Origin of the sequence: Paenibacillus xylanivorans, from assembly GCF_001280595.1 — a bacterium.
Classification (GTDB): Bacteria; Bacillota; Bacilli; order Paenibacillales; family Paenibacillaceae; genus Paenibacillus; species Paenibacillus xylanivorans.
The window spans coordinates 140,375-159,694 of record NZ_LITU01000029.1; the positions used below are offsets into that span (position 1 = coordinate 140,375).

Consider the following 19,320-nt stretch of genomic DNA (forward strand, 5'->3'; position numbering starts at 1 on the left):
CGTCACACTCCTTCGCCGCTGACGGAAGAAAGACTCAGACTCACTTGGTCATTCAGGGAGAACGGAAGGGGAGAGATGACTTCCCAACGTGTGGCATCGCTGCGGATGTCATAGTGAAATTCTTTCCCTTGAAACTGAACATTGACAATCTCACCCAATATTCCGGCTTTGCCTGAAGGCTGCAGCTGGAACTGATCCGGCCTCACGGGATATAATCCGTGCGATTTAAAATATTTCCCAACCTGCTTGCCAGGCCAAGAAATATTGTTGCCGTCCTTAGGCATGAAGACATCGTCATCCCAGTGACCCGTGACCAAATTGGATTTCGATACGAACCTCGCTACGAATTCGGTCTCCGGCCGCAAATAAATCTCCTGCGGCGTTCCAGCCTGCTCAATCCGTCCATCCTTCATAACGATGATCCGGTCAGCCATGGCAAGGGCTTCGCCTTGATCATGCGTAACATAGACTACGGCCGATCCGGTATTCCGGTGTACCTGTTGAATCTCACGTCGCATATCCATGCGAAGCATGGCATCCAGACTGCTGAGAGGTTCATCCATCAGCAACAGTGACGGCTGGGGTGCAATGGCCCGCGCGATAGCCACGCGTTGTTTTTGTCCCCCGGACAGCTCATGCGGCATGCGGTCTGCCAGATGTGAAAGTCCCGACATATTCAGGACTTCCTGGATGCGGTTCTTTTCGTTATTTTTAATATGAGAAGGTGTTGATTTATGCGTCCGTATGGGGAAACGGATGTGCTCAGACACATTCATATGCGGCCAAAGCGCAAAGGACTGGAATACCATGCCGATTCTTCGTTTTTCCGGGGGAAGCAATGTCCCTGAGCCTGCAACTACCAGGTCATCCATGAGAACCTCGCCGCTGCTCGGCTGCTCGAATCCGGCAAGAATGCGCAGCAACGTTGTTTTCCCACAACCTGACGGTCCAAGGATTGCTACGAATTCTCCATCCTTAATCGTTAAGTCAATGGAATGAAGCGCCTGGAAACTGCCGAAGGACTTGCTAACCTGTTTGATCTGGATACTCATGACTTCACTCCCTTACGTGCGGCCCATCGCTGAGCGATGAGCAAAATCACTCCTCCTGCCGCAATGAGTGCGACAATCAGACTGGACAATGCGGTTGAATAGAGGGTATCCCCTGCCTGCTCAAAACTAAATATGGTGACACCAATAGTCTGTGAACCCGAAGAATATAACAGTGCCGATACGGTAAGCTCGGTCAGGGCTGTCAGGAAGACCAACATGCCTCCTGTCAGAATACCCGGCAGCAATAATGGCAGCAAAACCGCCGTCCACTTGCGCCAGAAACCGGCTCCGGAGATCCGTGCAGCCTCCTCCATCGATGAATCCAGCTGCATGAATGAAGTGACACTTGAACGAATCTGAAGAATAAGAAATCGACAGATATATGCGATAAACAAAATGGTCATCGTTCCATAGATGCCAGGATTCCAGCCAGGGATCAGCTCCATCCATACCAGAATCATGGATAGGGCGAACACTATACCAGGTAAGGTGTAGGGTACGGCAGTGGCCAGCTCGGCCATTTTATTGAATTGATTAGGCTTACGTACCCGTATATACGCAAATCCTGAGCCTATAATCAGACAAGCGAGCATCGTGACGAGGGCGAGGACAAGACTGTTCTGGATCGCCTGCCATACACGCTCATTCTCAAAGAGAATATATCTATAATTGTCTAATGTCATATTGGCACGTGTAAGACCGAGACCATAGGCTCTTTTTAAAGACATCGAGAACATCGAAGACAACGGAACAATAGTAATCAGCAAGAGACCCGACCATATAGCCAACGTTAATGGCTTCCGCATGCGACCCAAAGCATATCTGGGGGCCAGATCGGGTTGCATCGTATCGGAGGCATGATTTTTGCGCAAAAGCATCCATTGCAACAGACTTCCGACTACTGTAGTTACACCGAGCAGCACAGATAAGGATGCACCACGGGCGAATGCCGAAGGTCCAAACCCGATAATCTCTTCATATATAAGCGTACTGAGAACTGAAATGTTTACAGGTGTGCCGAGAAAGGCCGGTATGCCGAAATTGTCCAGCGAAGCCAGAAATACAAGCAATCCTCCAGCCGTCAGGCCCGGGAGGGCAAGTGGCAATGTAATACGACGGAAAACTTCCATCCTTCCGGCACCTCCAGCTCTTGCCGCCCATTCCAGATCACGCGGGATTTTGCGCAGTACATCCAGTGTGAACATGTACACCAGCGGAAAATGATGAATACCCATAACAAATACAATTCCACCTAAACTGTACATACTCCATGGGGCGAGTTCGGGATGAATCCATTGCAGTACACCCGCAAGCCATCCCTGTGATCCGGTAAAAGAAGACCAGGACAACGTGAGAACATAGGAGGGTAGAATAAAACAAAGCAAAATCCCCATATGCAGGGCGGACTTATTCCGGATATCCGTGTAGGCAACGATCCAGGCCAGTGCAGTTCCGAGCACCAGAGAGAGCACTGTAGAACCGATGACGATAAATACGGTATTACGCAATGTGGACCCAAAACGGTCCTGTTGCAACAAATCGCTATAGTGAGACAGCGTTAAACCTTGCTCGCCCTGAAAACTGAGAAGAACTAGCTTCAGAATGGGGTATACAAAAAATATCAGTACGGCTGCTGCACCCAACAGGGCTGCCAGTCGATTCCAACGTAGCAGGCCGGAGAGGGAGGAAAAGGGCTTGCGCCCTTTTTGTTGTCCCCGCAGAACCATTCTATTTGTTTTCACTTTCTCCATAAGAACAGCTCCAATCCTTACTCGCCAAACACATTAATGAATTGCTGTTTGTCTGTTTCGCGATCAGCTGCAAGTTTGGCCGCATCGCCAGGCAAAATCTTCATTTCCGATACACCTTTAAGTCCTTCAGGTGGAGCAACGCCTTCACGAATCGGAGAGTATCCGATCTCGGCTGACAGCTTCTGGCCATCTTCAGAGAGAACGAAATCCACAAAAGCCTGGGCAGCAGGAACATTGGCAGCTTCTTTCATGATCCCAATCGGTTCAGTGATGATCGGAACACCTTCTTCCGGATAGATCAGTTCAACCGGAGAACCTTTCGCTTTTTCTCGAGCCACGAGGTAATCAACAACGACCCCATACGATTTTTCACCACTGGCTACAGCTTTTATTACGGCACCGTTACCTTTAATGACGGACATACCATTCATCTTGGACTCCTGCAGAAAATCCCATCCGAATCCATCTGTACGGCTAAAGACACCAATGTTGTAAGCTGCCGCACCAGAGTAAAGGGGACTCGGCATGATACTTGCATTTTTGCTCTCGGGCATGGTCAGCACTTGCCAGGAAGTTGGTTGGGCTGTGACTTTTTGGGTATTGGTAGCCAGTACCGTTGCCATCACCTTCGTACCGGCGTACATGCCATCCGGATCAACAAGATCTGTTGGAATCTTACTTAATTCTGGCGACTTGTATGAGAGCAGAAGATCATCTTTTTTCAGATTTTCAAAGGTAACTGCATCCGCCAGCAGGAGTACATCCGCCTGAGTTTTACCTGCCTGGCGCTCCGCCTGAATTTTGGCCGTGACTTCCTCCGTTCCAGAACGGAAGATGCTGACCTGAACATCGGGATATTTTTGGTTAAAAGCATTCACCAGTTTGCCTGCATCCTCTTCAGGCTGGGAAGTATAGAAGGATAGCTTGCCTGATACCGAATTTGAAGCTGCACCTGAATTGCCTTGATCTGGATTGGCTTGTCCCTGAGCGGAACAACCGCTGAACACAATCATGCCTGCCAGCAGAGGCAGTAGTAACGTCTTTTTAAATGGAATCACAGATAATCTCTCCTTTGAGTGTCTATCTTATCGGTCAGTAAGTCATACTCTTTCAGAAATGAGAATGGTTTAGAGCAAGTAATTGTGGATGGCCTGCGCCACACCGTCTTCCATGTTGCTGCCAGTAATTATATCCGCTATTTCCTTCACATGAGGCTCGGCATTGCCCATGGCTATACCGATTCCAGCCCATTGCAACATCTCCAGATCATTATCATAATCCCCGGCAGCCGCAACCTGCTGAGGTTTGATATCGTGTGCGCGGCACAATCTCTCCAGGGCTTCACGTTTACTAATTCCAGCGGAGTTGACATCGAATCGCAAACTTCCAGTTCGCGTGCATTCAAATAATCCTAACCCGCCAAGGATATGAAACAGTTTCTCGCGTGAGGCATGGTCCTTACAGATGACAGCTGCTTTGTAGAGCATGTTCGGCATGTTGCGTACAAAGGCTCTGAAATCCTGTCCGACCTCGACCAATTGAATAAGATCAGCTTGATCCTTGTACCGTTCTTCCGAACATTCTAATTCCGGTCGGATGACGACATTGTTCAAGGCCCAATTCCTGTTGATCTCATTGATTTCCTGAACATAGAGCACATTGTATCCATAGAAATGAATGTAGGCTCCTTCTTGCTGGATGACATCCAACATAAGCAGGATATCTTCCGTTTTCAGTGGAACACCTTCAAGCATTTCACCTGTCACTGCATCTACGGTCACCGCACCGTTAAGTGCAACCAGTGGGAAAGTCATAGAGACTTCCCGTGCATGAAGCCATACGGAAGCGGGAAATCGTCCGGATGCAATGGTGACATTCACATTCCCTGACATGAGTTGCTTGATGGAGCTTCGTGTCATGGGGGTTATTACTTTGTCCGGATTCAGCATCGTGCCGTCCAGATCAAGGGCCAACAATTTGTACATGAGAAGATCCCCCGATTCAATAGCTTACACGGTATACATTCGCAGTGGTTCGGGTATATCCACAAGCCCCCCATAGGAACGACTTGCTTCATGGCGCATCAACTCGAGATTGCCATCCCCGGGAAGATGAACAAGGACGAGCTGCTTCACATTGGCTTGGCCAGCAATCATGCCTGCCTGAAGTGCATCCATATGTCCCTGGCCGGTGGTATGCACACTGCCTTCACAGATGGTAGCCTCGCATAAAAAAATGTCAGCATCCCGTGCAAGTTCGATAAGAGAATCACAGTAGGAGGTATCGCCGGAATACACCAGCACCTTGCCTTTATATGTGATCTTGACGGCATAACACGTAATGGTATGCTGCACATGTACAAATTCAACTTCTGCACCTGCTAGCCGAATTGTGGTTGAAGGATCAATGGTGATGACCTCAGTATGTTCACCACGCAGACCACTCAGGAGCTCGACTGGATTATCTGGAGCATACAGTTTCAGTTTATGCGACATGCGTCCATTGCGAATAGCGCCGGCAACAGCATATTGGAGCACACCAAGATCTGCGATATGATCATGGTGTAGGTGAGACAGAATAACACCAGATAGTGCTTCTACACCTGTCTCGGAGGGAAGCTTGCTCATGACGCCACTGCCACAGTCCAGCAAAATTTGTCCTTCATCTGTGGTTACAAGGTAACCCGCAGTGGCTCCACCTGCAGCGGGATATCCCCCCCAGTAACCTAAAATTTTCACATTCATCTTTTGCACCTCAGTCTGTCTTGTTCTGCATCGTTTACAAATGTTCTGTACAGTTACAATTGTAAGGAGGCTTTATTACTTACGTGTCAAACGAATGTCAATCTTGTGTAAAATGCCATTGGGCATATCTTCCTTGCTTGACTCGACTGTGAGTGCCATTCTATAGTGGGACATATGTACGGATGGAACTATAAAATCAAAAGGCGGACTTGTATGTGAACATAGACGAACGCAAAAATATGGTAAGAGTCTGTAAAATGTATTATTACGAATCTTGGACACAAGAGAAGATTGCCGAGAAGTTGGGTGTATCCAGACCGGTTATTTCCAAGATGCTCCAGCGTGCCCGGGAAGAAGGTATTATTGAAATTGTCATTCACGATGATGATCATGAAGTCTCCAAATTGGAGAACGAGCTGGAAGCTCTGTTCAAACTAAAGCAGGCGTTGGTTGTTCCAACCAAGGATCTCAACAAAGAATTGTTATCGAGTGCCGTGGGTAAGGCAGCAGCACAATTTGTCCTGAAATTAATCAAAAATGGAGATCGTGTAGGTGTTTCCTGGGGTAATACGCTGTATCATATGGTTCGGGAATTCCCTCTAGAGAAAAAAGAGAATGTTAAAATCATTCCACTGGTTGGCGGAACAGGGAACTATCGGAATGAAATGCATTCAAACCAGATAGCCTATGAGTTGTCCAAAAAATTGGGCGTGACCTGTGATACATTGTATGCTCCTGCAGTCGTTGAAACGGAAGAGCTGCGAGAGCAAATTATCGGCATGCCGAATATTTCATCCGTTCTTCAAGAGGGAGAGAATATCGATCTCGCACTGGTAGGGATCGGGAACCCATATTCCATGTCGACAATGGAACGATCGGGTTATCTCAACGAGCAAGTGTTAGCTGAGTTAGAAGAATTGAATACGATTGCGGATATTAATTCTGTTTTTATCACCCGTGAAGGCACGGTTACTGAACATCCCATCAATCACAAAGTGATTGGTCTTGGACTTGAGCAGTTAAAGAAGACAAAAACAGTAGTGGGTATGGCATTTGGTCTTCACAAAATTGACTGTATCCTGGCAGCCGTGCGCGGAGAGTACATCAATATGCTGATTACGGATGAATCCACAGCTAGTCATATCATTAAGCTTACAAATAACGCAAAAAAGTGAAGTGTAGAAAGAACCTAACGACAGTCCATTATTTGGCTGTCGTTTTTTTACCTAAAGGAAAGAGGAGTACACCTCCAACTCCTCATAGAGCGCTTATAATTTACTATTGCGATCAGGCGTAACCTTCAGTAAATTGGGAGGTATACACCGACGGGAGGGCTGAGCAATAATCATGCTGACCAGATGGCTGCAACGAATAACCCCTGGCACCTTTAAACACCGAATATTATTTTCCTTTCTGTTGTTTCTCCTCGCGCCTATAGCCATATTATTCCTCTACAACTTCCGAGAAACGGAAATGATGCTCCAGCGGGACGCTTCGGACAGTAACGTCAAGCAACTCGAAGGCATCAAAGCCGATCTTATCGATTTGATGAGTCTTGTGATGAAGACTGGGATGTTGCTGGATCAGGATTCGGTCCTCCGCGAAGTGATGCAAAAGCCGGAATTATATGATGCCATCCATCGAAAGCGAATTGTGGAAAATAAATTCGCTAGTATCGAAAACAGCTTTTTCCTTACGGGAGCTACGGTATTCTACACATTGATCGATTTAAAAGGAAACGCTTACACTTCGTATACGCCGGAGAATTCTCTGAATTATGCCGACATTAGTTCCGAGCCTTGGGTACAGGAGCTGAAGAGGGTTGAGGGACAGCGGTACGTATGGAAATCCAATGAATTGACGACCGGCGTTCGTGAGAGAAAAGGCAGTCGGATGCTGAGCCTTTACGAAGTGCTGCGGGACGACGGATTACAACCATTCGCCTACGGACGTTTTAGTATCGATTATGAAGGATGGTTTCAGGAAAAAACGGAGGAAAATCCATTCGGCAGCGATAGGGAAGGAGCCTATTTTCTGCTGGATGGATATGGAAATACGATGCTCCAATCAAATTCGGGGGAGAACGTACCCTCTACCGTGTCATCTGCCATAGCCACAGCGAGTGAGAGCCAAGGCCAGGGACAGGATTCCTCCTCCCATTCCATCGTGAACAATCATATGCTGTATACCTATAGCAAGATCCAAGAGCTTGACGGTTATCTTGTGAAAAAGATACCTCTCTCCTTGTTATTTGAAGAAGTGAACAAACAGAAGCTGAGGTTTTATACCGTATATGGGGCCATCCTGCTGCTGTTTGTGCTGTTGACTTACCTCATTTCTTCAACCGTAACCGGTCCTATAAAGCAACTTCAACGCAAGATGGAGACCACAGTAAAATTGAATTTGAAGACAAAGCTGCCGGAACAGGGCAAAGGTGAATTACTGGCGCTAACCCGAAGCTTCAATTTCATGATCGCAGACATCAATAATCTGTTGGAACAGTTAAAGCTTGAGGAGCGCCAAAAGCAGTTTGTCCGATTTCAGGTGTTGCTTGGTCAGATGAATCCTCATTTTTTGCTGAATACGCTGAATACAATCAAGAGCATTGCACTGGATAAGGACGAAGATGAGATTTACGAGATTTGTGTATCGCTAGGGAAAATATTAGAAACTACGTTGAATTTGGAGGTTGACCTTATTCTTCTGAAGGAGGAGATTGTGCTAATTGAATCCTATATGGACATTCAACGGAAACGATTTGGACATGGTATTGAGCTCCGCTATGAAGTATCCAGAGATCTCGAGTATGCGTTGATTCCGAAATTTTGCCTGCAGCCGCTGGTAGAAAATTCGTTGATTCACGGGTTTGGACAAACACAGCTTGAGGGGCGGATCGACATTCGTGCATCAATCCACCATTCGCTGCTTATCTTGGAAGTTGCTGATAATGGCATGGGGATCAAGAAATCGCAGGCGAATCAGTCCTACCGGAAACGAAAAAGCATTGGTTTACAAAACCTTCGAGAGAGCTTGGAGCTTATGTTTAAGAACCAGCCAACAGGACTTCGGATGGAGTCGACGGAAGAAGGAACGCAAGTCATAATGCATTTCCCATTATTGTTATCCAAACCATATTTGAAGGAGGGGAGCACCATTGTGGCGCACATTGATCGTTGAAGATGAACAGTATGCGAGAGCAAGCTTGCGCAAGTTGTTTGCGAAGGCGGATATTCCGTTCGAAATTGTAGGTGAAGCGGTAAACGGTGAGGAGGGGTTGCAGTTAATCCGGGCACTGCAGCCCGATGTTGTCATTTCGGACATTTTCATGCCGCTAATGGATGGCGTTCGGTTACTCCAGTTAACGAGAAAGGAAGGCCTCGAATGTCGGTTCGTCATGTTAACGGCAGTAAGTGAATTCGAGTATGCCAGACAAGCGTTGGAATACGGGGCTTCGGGTTATTTGATGAAACTTTCTCTGGATTTAAAGGAACTGAAGCAAACCATGGACAAAGTAGCCGGAGAGCTAACGAGAATGGATAAACTTCGCCTGGCAGATAAATGGTTCCCGGATAAGACTGCCCAAGAACCAACGGATCATCCGGAGCTAAACCGACTGATTACTTACATTGAGGAGCATTTCGCTGAGGAAGTGACATTAAAGAGATTGGCTGAATATGTTCGCATGGATGCCAGTTATGTTAGTGACTTATTCAAGAAGAAGATGGGTATCACGATGACACATTTTATTCAGAACCGTCGCGTTCAGGCAGCGAAAATGCTGCTGACAGAGACAGAGAAAACGGTTAGTGAAATTGGCAGGTTGGTAGGCTTCGAGAACGACAATTATTTTATTAAAATATTCAAGCGTTGGAGCGGATTAACCCCGAACGAATACCGGAAAGAACAAAAAATCGTTCTATGAATATCCAAACACCGTTCATACCCCCAATGTCAGGCTGGTGATAAAGTTAAAGACGTAGCAAGCAGCTTATCAACTCGATAAGGGGGGACTGTACATGAAACGTAGAAATTGGTTAAAAGCAGCATTGATTACGACCTTGGCAGCTTCGATGCTCAGCGCGTGCGGAAGCGCTAACAGCAACGAAGGAGCCAATGCAGGATCGGCAAATGAAAATTCCGGTGAGACCATCAACCTCACGTTTTGGGGAGCTGTTCCTGCCGAGGCTGGACCTCAAGAAGTGATTGACAGCTGGAATAAAGAAAATCCAGACATCCAGGTCGAGTACTTCCGTTATGTAAATGATGACCCCGGTAACTTGAAACTGGATACGGCGCTCATGACGGGTCAGGATGCGGACTTGTTCATCAACTACACGATTAACCGTCTACAGAAACGTGTTGATGCAGGAGTCGCTTCGGATCTGAGCAGCAGAACAGATTATAACATCGACGAGAAAATGGGGGTGGACGCCGCCCAATGGAAAATTGGGGATAAATATTACGGTATCCCGACAAAGAAAAATATGTTGTTCGTTTGGCTAAACAAAAACATGCTGGATGAAGCAGGGCTTCCGATTCCTCCCGTCGATTGGACCTGGGACGACTTGAGAGAATATGCGAAAGCGTTAACAAAAGCGAATGTGTACGGTCTTATGCAGCATGATGCTGCCTTTACTGCTGCAATTGACGGTACCATTGCGGGTCTTGGCGTAACCACGCCGGAAGGAACATCTAACTTCAATAATGATCTTTGGCAAAAGCAGCTTCAAATCGTGCATGACATGATGTTTGTGGACAAATCGACACCGGAATATGGAGAACAAGTAACAAGCAAGATGCCAGTAGATACAATGTTCCTAAAAAGTGAAGCAGCTATGTTAGCCGCAGGGGAATTTATATTCCGCAATGCCAATAACCTGAAGGAATTTCCGCATGACTTCAAAATCGCATTCGCAACGATTCCGAAAGTATCTGCTGATCAAAAGGATTATAAATATGCTAGCGGTTTAGGTGATATGCTCTCCGTTAATGCAAAATCCAAGCATCAGGATGCGGCATGGAAATTCGCAAAGTGGTATGCCGACGGCGGAATGTTGCCGATGGCGAGCGGGGGACGCCTTCCATCCTCAAAGAGTGTTGATAACAAGCAGGCAATGGACTTGCTGCTCAAGGGTGTTGAAGACAAATACGATACAGAGTCCATGAATAGCGTAGTGTTCGGTGAGTTCCCATCGTTCCAGCTGAATGTACGACAGCAAGCGCTCGATGCCCGCAAGGAAGAGTACGAGAAATATTTTCTGAATGAGCAGGATATCGATACAACGCTTAAGAACATGGCCAAACGCCATCAGGAATATATCAAGTAATTGAATATCGACAATACCCTTAAGAGAGAAGAAGGATCTTCCGCTTCCTTCTTCTCTCTTTGCTGTATTTAAAAAGTTCCATACGAGAAGAAAGGCGGCGTTTTCTGTGAAAAGGAACAGCTGGATTCGGAAACAAGGCTGGGTTGGCTACGCATTTATTTTGCCTAATATGCTCGGTATCCTGGCATTTTTTATTCTGCCTGCCTTGTACTCCTTCTTTATGATGTTCACGGACTATCAATTCGCCAATCCGAATTGGACGTTCACCGGATTAGATAATATCAAACGCCTTTTTGGTGATGATCAGTTCTATGCTTCAATCAAATATACGATCATTTTCCTGTTGTCCGTCCCGATCTCATTAGCCATTGCGTTTCTCGTTGCCCTTGTGCTTAACCGGAACGTATATTTGAAGGGATTGCTTAGAGGAATGTTCTTCCTGCCATATATCTCAAGTGGTGTTGCCGTAGCTTTTGTATGGATGCTGCTATTCCAGCCGTCCCAGGGGCCGATTAATCAAGCCCTTCGCCTTATCGGCATTGAATCACCTCCAGGATGGTTTGCCGATTCGAGCTCGGCGATGTATGCAATCGACGTCGTGCAAATCTGGTTTATGTTAGGCTACAACATGATTATCTATTTGGCGGCCCTGCAGGAGGTTTCGACTGAGCAACTTGAAGCGGCACGTATCGACGGTGCAGGGAAAGCAACTGTTACATGGAGAATTGTATGGCCGCTGGTGAGTCCAACGACATTTATGCTATTGATTACGGGGCTGATTATGACAGTCAAATCCTTCTCTCTCATCCAGGCGATTACGGGCGGCGGTCCAAGCGGAAGTACCACGATTCTGTCGCTGTTCGTCTACAAAACGGCGTTTAGCTATTATGAGATGGGTTATGCGTCAACCATTTCCTGGTTTCTGTTTGCGGTTATTCTCGTCATTACCATTGTCCAATGGGTCGGCCAAAAACGCTGGGTCCATTACTAGAGAGGGGCTGGCTCTATGTTTAGAACAACTAAGACACGCTCGGTTAAGCTTTCCGTCACGATCCTTATGCTGATTGCAGGGTTGTTTATGATTGTCCCTTTTTTATGGATGCTCAGTACTTCCTTTCAGACCCCAAGTGAAGTATTTCGCCAATGGCTTCCTTCGAAGCTGGACTGGACCAGCCATAAGCGAATTTGGACGGGAAACTACAGTTTTCTCCCTTACTATTTGAACTCCCTTAAGATTGCCGTGATTGGTACAGCAGGTGCCGTTTTTATGTCTGCTTTTGCTGCTTATGGCTTCGCACGCACTGAATTTAAAGGACGTAATACGCTCTTCATGGTGTATCTATCCATGATGATGATTCCTCCTCAAGTCGTTTTTGTTCCGAAGTTTATCCTGTTTAACTGGTTTCATATTTATAACACGCATTGGGCATTAATACTGCCTGCCATGTTCTCGATCTTTGGCGTGTTTATGCTCCGCCAATTTTTTCACAGTATTCCGAAGGAGATTACAGAATCTGCATTTCTCGATGGTGCCGGACATTTTCGAATTTTCTTCAAACTGGTTTTACCGTTAGCCAAACCCGCGCTTGCAACGTTTGCAATTATCGATTTTTCCTGGCAATGGAATGATTATGAGAATGCTCTGGTATTCTTACAGAGTCCAAAGCTTTATACAATTCCTCTAGGTCTACAAAATTTCGTACTGGAAAACAACGTAGACTATAACGGCATGATGGCAGCTTCTTCGGCAGCAATCATTCCTATGATTTTGATCTTTCTGCTTGGTCAGAAATATATCATTCAGGGCGTATCCAGTTCGGCTGTGAAAGGCTAATCCAAAGGAGGCTTATATGATGAAACGTGAAACCATATCATTCGATGTTACGGTCATTGGCGGAGGACTTTCCGGGATTTGTGCTGCTATTGCAGCAGCAAGATTAGGACAAAAGGTAGCGCTCGTTCATAATCGTCCTGTACTTGGCGGCAATTCCAGCTCCGAGGTACGTGTATGGGTATGCGGTGCAACCGGGCATGGCGTGAACCGTTATGCCCGGGAGACCGGTATTATGGGTGAATTGTTCATTCAGAATCAATACCGGAATCCGGAAGGAAATCCATATTTGTGGGACGTTACGCTGCTGGAGGCGGTAAGAGCCGAGCCTAATCTGACGCTGTTTATGAATACGGATGTTAGAGAAGTAGAAGCAGACGGTGAGAAGAATGCAAGGATCATTCGCAGCGTGAAGGGCTGGATGATGGGCTCCGAGCGTGAGATTACGTTTGAAAGCGAGATGTTCCTTGATTGTACAGGTGACGGACTCATCGGATTTCTCGCTGGAGCAGCATACCGGATTGGTCGTGAAGCCCGTCATGAGTTCGGTGAAGAATGGGCACCGGATGTTGCTGATGATATTACCCTAGGCAGTACAATGTTGTTCTATACGAAAGATACCGGAAAACCGGTACGATTTGTTGCTCCATCGTTTGCTAAAGACATTACGACAACCTCTATTCCGATAAAGCGTGTGATCCGCAGCGGAGATTCCGGCTGTCATTACTGGTGGATTGAGTGGGGCGGTGAGCTGGATACGGTACAAGAGAATGAGCAGATCCGAGATGAGTTATGGTCTGTTATTTATGGCATCTGGGATTATATTAAGAACTCCGGCAAGTTTCAAGCCGAGAATATGACGCTGGAATGGGTAGGCTCGATTCCAGGCAAACGCGAATACCGCCGCTTCCTTGGTGATACGATCCTGACGCAAAATGATGTCATCTCTCAGCGCCCATTCGAAGACCGGGTCGCCTTTGGCGGTTGGTCCATAGACCTGCATCCCCCACAAGGGATGTATGCAACCGAGAGCGGATCCAAGCATTTGCATGCGGATGGCATTTATCATATTCCGTTTGGATGCCTGTACTCCCGAAATGTCAGCAATCTGCTGTTTGCGGGACGTAATATCAGTGCATCGCATGTTGCATTCGGAACAACCCGCGTCATGGCAACTTGCGCGGTAATGGGGGAAGCGGCAGGTGTAGGCGCTGCTTTGTCGGTAATCAAGGGCATCACGCCTCGTGAACTGCGTGAGCAGCATTTGACCGAATTGCAGCAAACGATGCTGCGGACCGACGCCTCGATTATAGGTCTGCACAATGTTGATTCTGCTGACCTTGCGAGAAAGGGAACCATCACGGCTTCAAGCACGATGACCCAAATTTGGATCAACGAACCCTCCGAGGAGTATCGTCTTGTTGCTGACGTTGGATGGCTGTTCCCGGTCGAAGGTCGGTTTGAAGGATTAACTCTGTTGGTTTCTGCCCGTGAGGCGACGAGTCTGACTATAGAACTGTGGGATACGGGTCGTCCTGAGAATTATGTACCGGCAAACTTCAAGCAAGCTTTGCATATCCAGATCAATGAAGGTGAAAAGCAATGGCTGGATGTGCCTGCAGATCGTGCAATGTTTGGAGGCGATCCTTGTAATGTATTTATCATTGTTCGCGCGAATGAAGCAGCCAGTCTCTATACATCAGCTGTCCCGGTTAGCGGTGTCCTCGCATTTGAGCGGGGAGTCAAACCAATAGTCAGCTCCGATCTGGAGGATCATCAGCCCGATCAGCCCATTATCGAATGGTCGATGAAGGGTCTTGTCCGAAAGCCATTCTGTTTTGCAGTTGAGACTGGGGCTTATTCACCTGATAAAGTCATCAACGGCTACGTCCGTCCGTTTGGCGGTCCACAGCTGTGGGTATCGGAACCCATCGCTAATGGCCGTGAAGAATGGATTGAAGTCAAGCTTCCAGAACCAGTGGATATTCGGGAAATCCACCTTACCTTTAATGACGATGTTAATGAAGATTTGATTAATTTGCATCATCACGAGACACCGTTTCTGATCATTCCGGAGTTGGTTAAGACCTATGAGGTGCAGGCATATATAAATGGGGAGTGGGTAAGGCTTGTTGGTGATAGCCATAACCGTGCACGCAAAAAGATCCATCGACTTGAGAATCCGATACAATCAAAACGGATCAGAGTCGTCATCAAGGAAACGCACGGCGGCGATCGGGCAGAAGTGATTGAAATTCGACTATATGATTCTCATAGATGACGGTCCACGTTTTCCACAGGTGCTACTTCCGTCCTTATTCTAAAACTTTGTCAAAGGAAAAGATGGTGAATTCGTACTGGGCTTGTGAGAATACCCTGTCCATTCTCCTAAATTCTAATCGTATGGAAAAGAATCTAGATAAACGATATACTAGCTATAACTGCTTTTTTGTTGAGGTGAATATTAAATGGATGAAGTCGACGAATCAAAACAATTTGTATTACAAATTGGCGCTGCCTTGAAAAGGTACAGAAAAGAAAACAACATGAGCTTAGACGACTTAGCGGAATTGACAGGCGTAAGCAAACTTACTTTGGGAAATATCGAACGTGGCGAGACAAATCCAACTTTGGCGATTATATGGAAAATATCAAAAGGCATATCTTTACCGCTCTTGGCTTTGTTCAAATCAGAAGACCCTGTTAGTTTGTATCGAGCAGGTGAAGGACTGCGTTTTTCTAATGAACAAAAAAATTGGGTTATTGAACCAGTCTTTAAAAACGCAAGCAGCGATATTGAAATGTGTCGAGCTTACTTACAGCCCAATAGCTCCTACCACCCTGAAGGACATCATGTGAATACAACTGAAATTGCGACCGTAATGACGGGATCCATTGAAATTCAAGTTAATGGAGAGATTCACACATTGAATCAATATGATACGATCAGTTTTCGTGCTGATTATCCTCACTCTTATACCAATCATACGAATAGTGAAACCGTGCTGCATATATCCTTGAAGTATGGTTTCTAAAAGTCGCAAAAATCACTTATGAATACAACTCCGAATTCCATCACCGGAATTTAGAGTTGTATTTTTGTTTTTAAATGATTTTATTATATTATAAAATACTTATTGTAATAAATAATATACTGTAATATACTTTTGTTGTCCGCGCGGACATTATTGCATCATCTTTCAGGAAGGAGCATTGAAGAATGCCGAACAAGCAAAATAAAAAAGCCGTACCAGCCTCTATAGGGTTTATCATTCTCGGCATTATTGTTATTGCAGCTAATTTACGTACTCCCTTAACTTCAGTCGGTCCTTTAGTGAGTCTCATAAGGGATGACGTTCATATCTCAAATACATTAGCAGGCTTAATAACGACGGTACCCTTGCTTGCCTTTGCTTTATTATCGCCTCTAGTACCAAAATTAGGCCGAAAGTACGGGGTTGAACGCATCATTTTGATTGCTCTAATCTTTCTGACTATTGGTATTGTAATACGTTCTTTATCTGGAGCAGTTAATCTGTATATAGGAACAGCAATTCTTGGATTTGCAATTGCCGTATGTAATGTATTATTGCCAAGTATAATCAAAAGGGATTTCCCAAATAAGATTGGCTCTATGACAGGTCTTTACTCCGTTTCAATGAGTTTATGTGGAGCCATCGCATCAGGAATCAGTGTACCGCTAGCCGTGAACGCAGGTCTAAAATGGCAGGGAGCATTGGGAATATGGGGGATTCTAAGTTTTGTATCGATTCTCTGCTGGTTACCCCAATTAAGAAATCAAACGAAGCAAACAGCCACGACGAGTCAACAGATGGCCAGCAACGATGTGAATGTTTGGCGGTCTCCTCTTGCCTGGCAAGTCACCTTGTTTATGGGTATACAGTCCCTGGTTTTCTATGTGTTGATCGCATGGTTGCCTGAAATTTTAAAGCAGCAAGGAATTGACTCAACCCAATCAGGTTGGTACCTCTCGATAATGCAGTTAGCACTGCTGCCATTTACCTTCATTGTTCCTGTTATTGCTGGGCGCATGTCTAACCAACGTTTATTAGTAGTCATCACAACCATTTTGCTTTTGACGGGAACGCTCGGACTTCTTTACGGAAGCCCCAATATTATATTGTTGTGGATCATAATACTGGGAATTGGTGGAGGCTTCGCCTTTAGTTTGTCGATGATGTTTTTCGGGTTACGTACTGAAAATGCGCATCAAGCAGCGGAATTATCTGGCATGGCTCAATCGATCGGATATCTTCTTGCCGCAATTGGGCCTGCTCTTATAGGGTATCTGCATGATGCGACAAATAGTTGGGAAATGCCACTTTTCATTCTGCTTGGCGCTTCGGTCCTACTCTTGTTAGCAGGAATAGGAGCAGCGAGAAACCGCTTTGTTGGTAGCGGAAATAGTTACGAGCTGCCACGGAAAGGACGATGAATATGTTTGACAAAATCATTGTAGCAATTGATAAAGCTGAAATAACGAACAAACTTCTCGATGCAACCGTTGAAATAGCCCGAGACAAACAAACTCAAGTTACCTTGGTTAATGTTAGCCAGGAATATGTATCAAATGGCATGATCTATATACCAGAGAATTTCTTGGAAGAAATATTGAACGAAATGAAGAAAGCGAGTCTGGAACAGTTGCAACAAGCCAAATCCAAATTAAAATCTGCGGGGATTAACTCGGAAACAGTTCATCTTAAGGGAGATCCTGCACACGAAATATTAAAATATGCAAGGGATACTGAGCAGCAACTTATTATAATTGGAAGCCGGGGGCTAAGTGGCATAAAAGAAATGATGCTTGGAAGTGTCAGCCACAAAGTTTCACAGCTATCCAACTGTCCAGTTCTCATCGTGCATTAACTCCTACAGAAACTGCAAGGATGATGCATTGATATACTAATGCAGAACATGAGTTGCATCAATAGTCTAAAACCTCCTACTAGCGCAAAACTATAATTTGCTCTAGTAGGGGGTTTTATTATTGTGAATACAGGGTTAAGTCCAAAGCCCTTTTTTAAAATATATAATTTGACTTACAGTTAACTCTATGTCCTATACTCCGAATATGAAAGAAAAAATAAGTGGCTTTTCTGGAGTAGGGCAGTTACAATTTGTTAGGATCAAACGAATTCTATGAAAAACGTAGATAGATCAAACTCATTTTAATTTTTTGTCTTTAAACTGATGGGGGTGTGAACAGGGGATAGGTAATGCAAAATGCATTGTAATGACGATTTAAAAAAACTAAATGATGTAATGAATTGGAGATTTAATCAACAATGATGAAGAGCAAGAGCAATAATTGGAACGTATTTGGCCTGGCATTATTGCTGGGTTTATTTTCAACATTAGGTCCATTTACGATTGATATGTATTTACCGGCTTTTCCTGAGATTGCAAAGAATTTCAATACTAACGCCTCACTTGTTCAGTTTAGTCTTACTGCTTGTTTATTAGGACTAGGTTTGGGACAACTCGTTATGGGCCCTTTGAGTGATGCTCACGGTAGACGTAAACCGTTGTTAATCTCGATGGCAGCCTATATTATTTGTTCCTTGGCGTGCGCTTTTGCTCCTAATATTGGACTATTGATTTTGTTTCGTTTCACTCAAGGATTTGCGGCTTCAGCAGGCATTGTCATTTCTCGTGCAATAGCTAGAGACCTTTACAGCGGACATGAACTCACTAAATTTTTCTCTTTGCTTTTGCTTGTAGGGAATTTGGGGCCTTTGGCAGCACCGATCGCTGGAAGTGGCATTCTTTCATTCACAACATGGGTTGGTGTGTTTATCTCACTCGCTTTTTTGGGGATTTTCTTATTGATAATGACAAAATGGAGTTTAAAGGAGTCAAACCCGCCTGAACGACGTATGGCGCCCGACTTCAAACAACAGTTGGGGAATTACAAAACGCTTCTACGTGACCGCAAGTTTGTTGGCTACATGCTGGCACAGGGAATCATGACGGCTGGGGTCTTTGCATATGTAGCAGGAACACCATTTATTTATCAAAATATTTATGGTGTCACACCTACTGTATTTGCTATATTGTTTGCTTCGAACGGGATCAGCTTGATCATCGGTTCACAAATCGTAGGTCGGTTGGCACAACGTATACCTGAGCAGACATTACTATTATCTGGACTGTGGCTTGCTTTAGCCGCAAGCGTTGCTGCTTTGGTGGTAACTATAGTTCATGGCCCGCTTTTCGCTTTGGTCATACCATTATTCTTCTTTGTTTGTTCCATAGGCATTACGTCTACTGCGGCATTCCCACTTGCCATGGAGAGCCAAGCCAAGATGGCCGGAAGTGCAGCAGCACTGCTCGGAGTTGTTCCCTTTCTTCTAGGTGCATTGGTGGCTCCTCTGGTAGGTATTGCAGGAGAAGACACTGCGGTCCCGTTAGGACTCACTTTATTAATGACAAGTCTCGTTGCGATTCTCACGTACTTCCTATTAGTTAAAAAAATCTCGCATCACACGCCTCAACATACTCAGTCTGATCCTGATTTTAATTGAGAATATGTTGATCCTAGTTGAATTTAAAACCGTTGAACTTTAAAGTGTACCCTTTGTGAAGGACATT

At 45.5% G+C, this 19,320-nt stretch carries 16 protein-coding genes; 11 read left to right on the plus strand and 5 right to left on the minus strand.

What is annotated here, in order from left to right; genetic code table 11:
* Positions 1 to 2: 2 nt before the first annotated feature.
* The 5 genes from AMS66_RS03345 to AMS66_RS03365 form a co-directional block, all read right to left on the minus strand.
* Positions 3 to 1,052 (minus strand): ABC transporter ATP-binding protein, encoded by a 1,050-nt coding sequence (locus tag AMS66_RS03345; protein ID WP_053779435.1) that lies wholly within the window; start codon positions 1,050 to 1,052, stop codon positions 3 to 5.
* Positions 1,049 to 2,803 carry an ABC transporter permease gene (locus tag AMS66_RS03350; protein WP_053779436.1) on the minus strand — a complete coding sequence of 585 codons (1,755 nt, stop codon included), beginning with the start codon at positions 2,801 to 2,803 and terminating at the stop codon, positions 1,049 to 1,051. The genes AMS66_RS03345 and AMS66_RS03350 overlap by 4 nt, the downstream gene beginning before the upstream one ends.
* A gap of 17 nt (positions 2,804 to 2,820) precedes the next feature.
* Positions 2,821 to 3,816: an ABC transporter substrate-binding protein gene (locus AMS66_RS03355; protein WP_053779457.1), complete on the minus strand. Its 996-nt coding sequence runs from the start codon at positions 3,814 to 3,816 to the stop codon at positions 2,821 to 2,823.
* Between the two features lie 114 nt (positions 3,817 to 3,930).
* Complete coding sequence (locus AMS66_RS03360) at positions 3,931 to 4,788, minus strand: Cof-type HAD-IIB family hydrolase (protein WP_053779437.1); 858 nt, start codon at positions 4,786 to 4,788, stop codon at positions 3,931 to 3,933.
* 24 nt (positions 4,789 to 4,812) lie between these two features.
* Positions 4,813 to 5,547 carry an MBL fold metallo-hydrolase gene (locus AMS66_RS03365; RefSeq protein WP_053779438.1) on the minus strand — a complete coding sequence of 245 codons (735 nt, stop codon included), beginning with the start codon at positions 5,545 to 5,547 and terminating at the stop codon, positions 4,813 to 4,815.
* 215 nt (positions 5,548 to 5,762) lie between these two features.
* Here AMS66_RS03365 and AMS66_RS03370 point away from each other — a divergent pair, with 215 nt between their 5' ends.
* From AMS66_RS03370 to AMS66_RS03420, 11 genes are all read left to right on the plus strand, one after another.
* Positions 5,763 to 6,722 (plus strand): sugar-binding transcriptional regulator, encoded by a 960-nt coding sequence (locus AMS66_RS03370; RefSeq protein WP_053779439.1) that lies wholly within the window; start codon positions 5,763 to 5,765, stop codon positions 6,720 to 6,722.
* A gap of 172 nt (positions 6,723 to 6,894) precedes the next feature.
* Complete coding sequence (locus AMS66_RS03375) at positions 6,895 to 8,724, plus strand: cache domain-containing sensor histidine kinase (RefSeq protein WP_053779440.1); 1,830 nt, start codon at positions 6,895 to 6,897, stop codon at positions 8,722 to 8,724.
* Positions 8,702 to 9,469 (plus strand): response regulator transcription factor, encoded by a 768-nt coding sequence (locus AMS66_RS03380; protein WP_053779441.1) that lies wholly within the window; start codon positions 8,702 to 8,704, stop codon positions 9,467 to 9,469. Before AMS66_RS03375 ends, AMS66_RS03380 begins: the two co-directional genes overlap by 23 nt.
* A gap of 94 nt (positions 9,470 to 9,563) precedes the next feature.
* Positions 9,564 to 10,874: an ABC transporter substrate-binding protein gene (locus AMS66_RS03385; protein ID WP_053779442.1), complete on the plus strand. Its 1,311-nt coding sequence runs from the start codon at positions 9,564 to 9,566 to the stop codon at positions 10,872 to 10,874.
* Between the two features lie 106 nt (positions 10,875 to 10,980).
* Complete coding sequence (locus AMS66_RS03390) at positions 10,981 to 11,865, plus strand: carbohydrate ABC transporter permease (protein WP_082350548.1); 885 nt, start codon at positions 10,981 to 10,983, stop codon at positions 11,863 to 11,865.
* 15 nt (positions 11,866 to 11,880) lie between these two features.
* On the plus strand, positions 11,881 to 12,708 hold the full coding sequence (locus tag AMS66_RS03395) for a carbohydrate ABC transporter permease (protein ID WP_053779443.1): 828 nt from the start codon (positions 11,881 to 11,883) through the stop codon (positions 12,706 to 12,708).
* 19 nt (positions 12,709 to 12,727) lie between these two features.
* Positions 12,728 to 14,986, plus strand: a complete 2,259-nt coding sequence (locus AMS66_RS03400) for an FAD-dependent oxidoreductase (RefSeq protein WP_053779444.1) — start codon at positions 12,728 to 12,730, stop codon at positions 14,984 to 14,986.
* Positions 14,987 to 15,173: 187 nt separating this feature from the next.
* The gene (locus AMS66_RS03405) at positions 15,174 to 15,740 is read left to right on the plus strand and encodes a helix-turn-helix domain-containing protein (protein ID WP_053779445.1); all 567 of its coding nucleotides are present in this window, start codon (positions 15,174 to 15,176) and stop codon (positions 15,738 to 15,740) included.
* 185 nt (positions 15,741 to 15,925) lie between these two features.
* Positions 15,926 to 17,161 (plus strand): CynX/NimT family MFS transporter, encoded by a 1,236-nt coding sequence (locus tag AMS66_RS03410; protein ID WP_053779446.1) that lies wholly within the window; start codon positions 15,926 to 15,928, stop codon positions 17,159 to 17,161.
* Positions 17,162 to 17,163: 2 nt separating this feature from the next.
* Complete coding sequence (locus AMS66_RS03415) at positions 17,164 to 17,595, plus strand: universal stress protein (RefSeq protein ID WP_053779447.1); 432 nt, start codon at positions 17,164 to 17,166, stop codon at positions 17,593 to 17,595.
* 419 nt (positions 17,596 to 18,014) lie between these two features.
* Complete coding sequence (locus AMS66_RS03420; protein ID WP_082350549.1) at positions 18,015 to 19,253, plus strand: multidrug effflux MFS transporter; 1,239 nt, start codon at positions 18,015 to 18,017, stop codon at positions 19,251 to 19,253.
* Positions 19,254 to 19,320 lie beyond the last annotated feature (67 nt).

Excerpts from the sequence above, each read along its gene's own strand:
- AMS66_RS03345 (WP_053779435.1), bottom strand. The coding sequence starts at position 1,052 with ATGAGTATCCAGATCAAACAGGTTAGCAAGTCCTTCGGCAGTTTCCAG.
- AMS66_RS03350 (WP_053779436.1), bottom strand. The coding sequence starts at position 2,803 with ATGGAGAAAGTGAAAACAAATAGAATGGTTCTGCGGGGACAACAAAAA.
- AMS66_RS03355 (WP_053779457.1), bottom strand. The coding sequence starts at position 3,816 with ATGATTGTGTTCAGCGGTTGTTCCGCTCAGGGACAAGCCAATCCAGAT.
- AMS66_RS03360 (WP_053779437.1), bottom strand. The coding sequence starts at position 4,788 with ATGTACAAATTGTTGGCCCTTGATCTGGACGGCACGATGCTGAATCCG.
- AMS66_RS03365 (WP_053779438.1), bottom strand. The coding sequence starts at position 5,547 with ATGAATGTGAAAATTTTAGGTTACTGGGGGGGATATCCCGCTGCAGGT.
- AMS66_RS03375 (WP_053779440.1), top strand. The coding sequence starts at position 6,895 with ATGCTGACCAGATGGCTGCAACGAATAACCCCTGGCACCTTTAAACAC.
- AMS66_RS03385 (WP_053779442.1), top strand. The coding sequence starts at position 9,564 with ATGAAACGTAGAAATTGGTTAAAAGCAGCATTGATTACGACCTTGGCA.
- AMS66_RS03395 (WP_053779443.1), top strand. The coding sequence starts at position 11,881 with ATGTTTAGAACAACTAAGACACGCTCGGTTAAGCTTTCCGTCACGATC.
- AMS66_RS03400 (WP_053779444.1), top strand. The coding sequence starts at position 12,728 with ATGAAACGTGAAACCATATCATTCGATGTTACGGTCATTGGCGGAGGA.
- AMS66_RS03405 (WP_053779445.1), top strand. The coding sequence starts at position 15,174 with ATGGATGAAGTCGACGAATCAAAACAATTTGTATTACAAATTGGCGCT.
- AMS66_RS03410 (WP_053779446.1), top strand. The coding sequence starts at position 15,926 with ATGCCGAACAAGCAAAATAAAAAAGCCGTACCAGCCTCTATAGGGTTT.
- AMS66_RS03415 (WP_053779447.1), top strand. The coding sequence starts at position 17,164 with ATGTTTGACAAAATCATTGTAGCAATTGATAAAGCTGAAATAACGAAC.
- AMS66_RS03420 (WP_082350549.1), top strand. The coding sequence starts at position 18,015 with ATGATGAAGAGCAAGAGCAATAATTGGAACGTATTTGGCCTGGCATTA.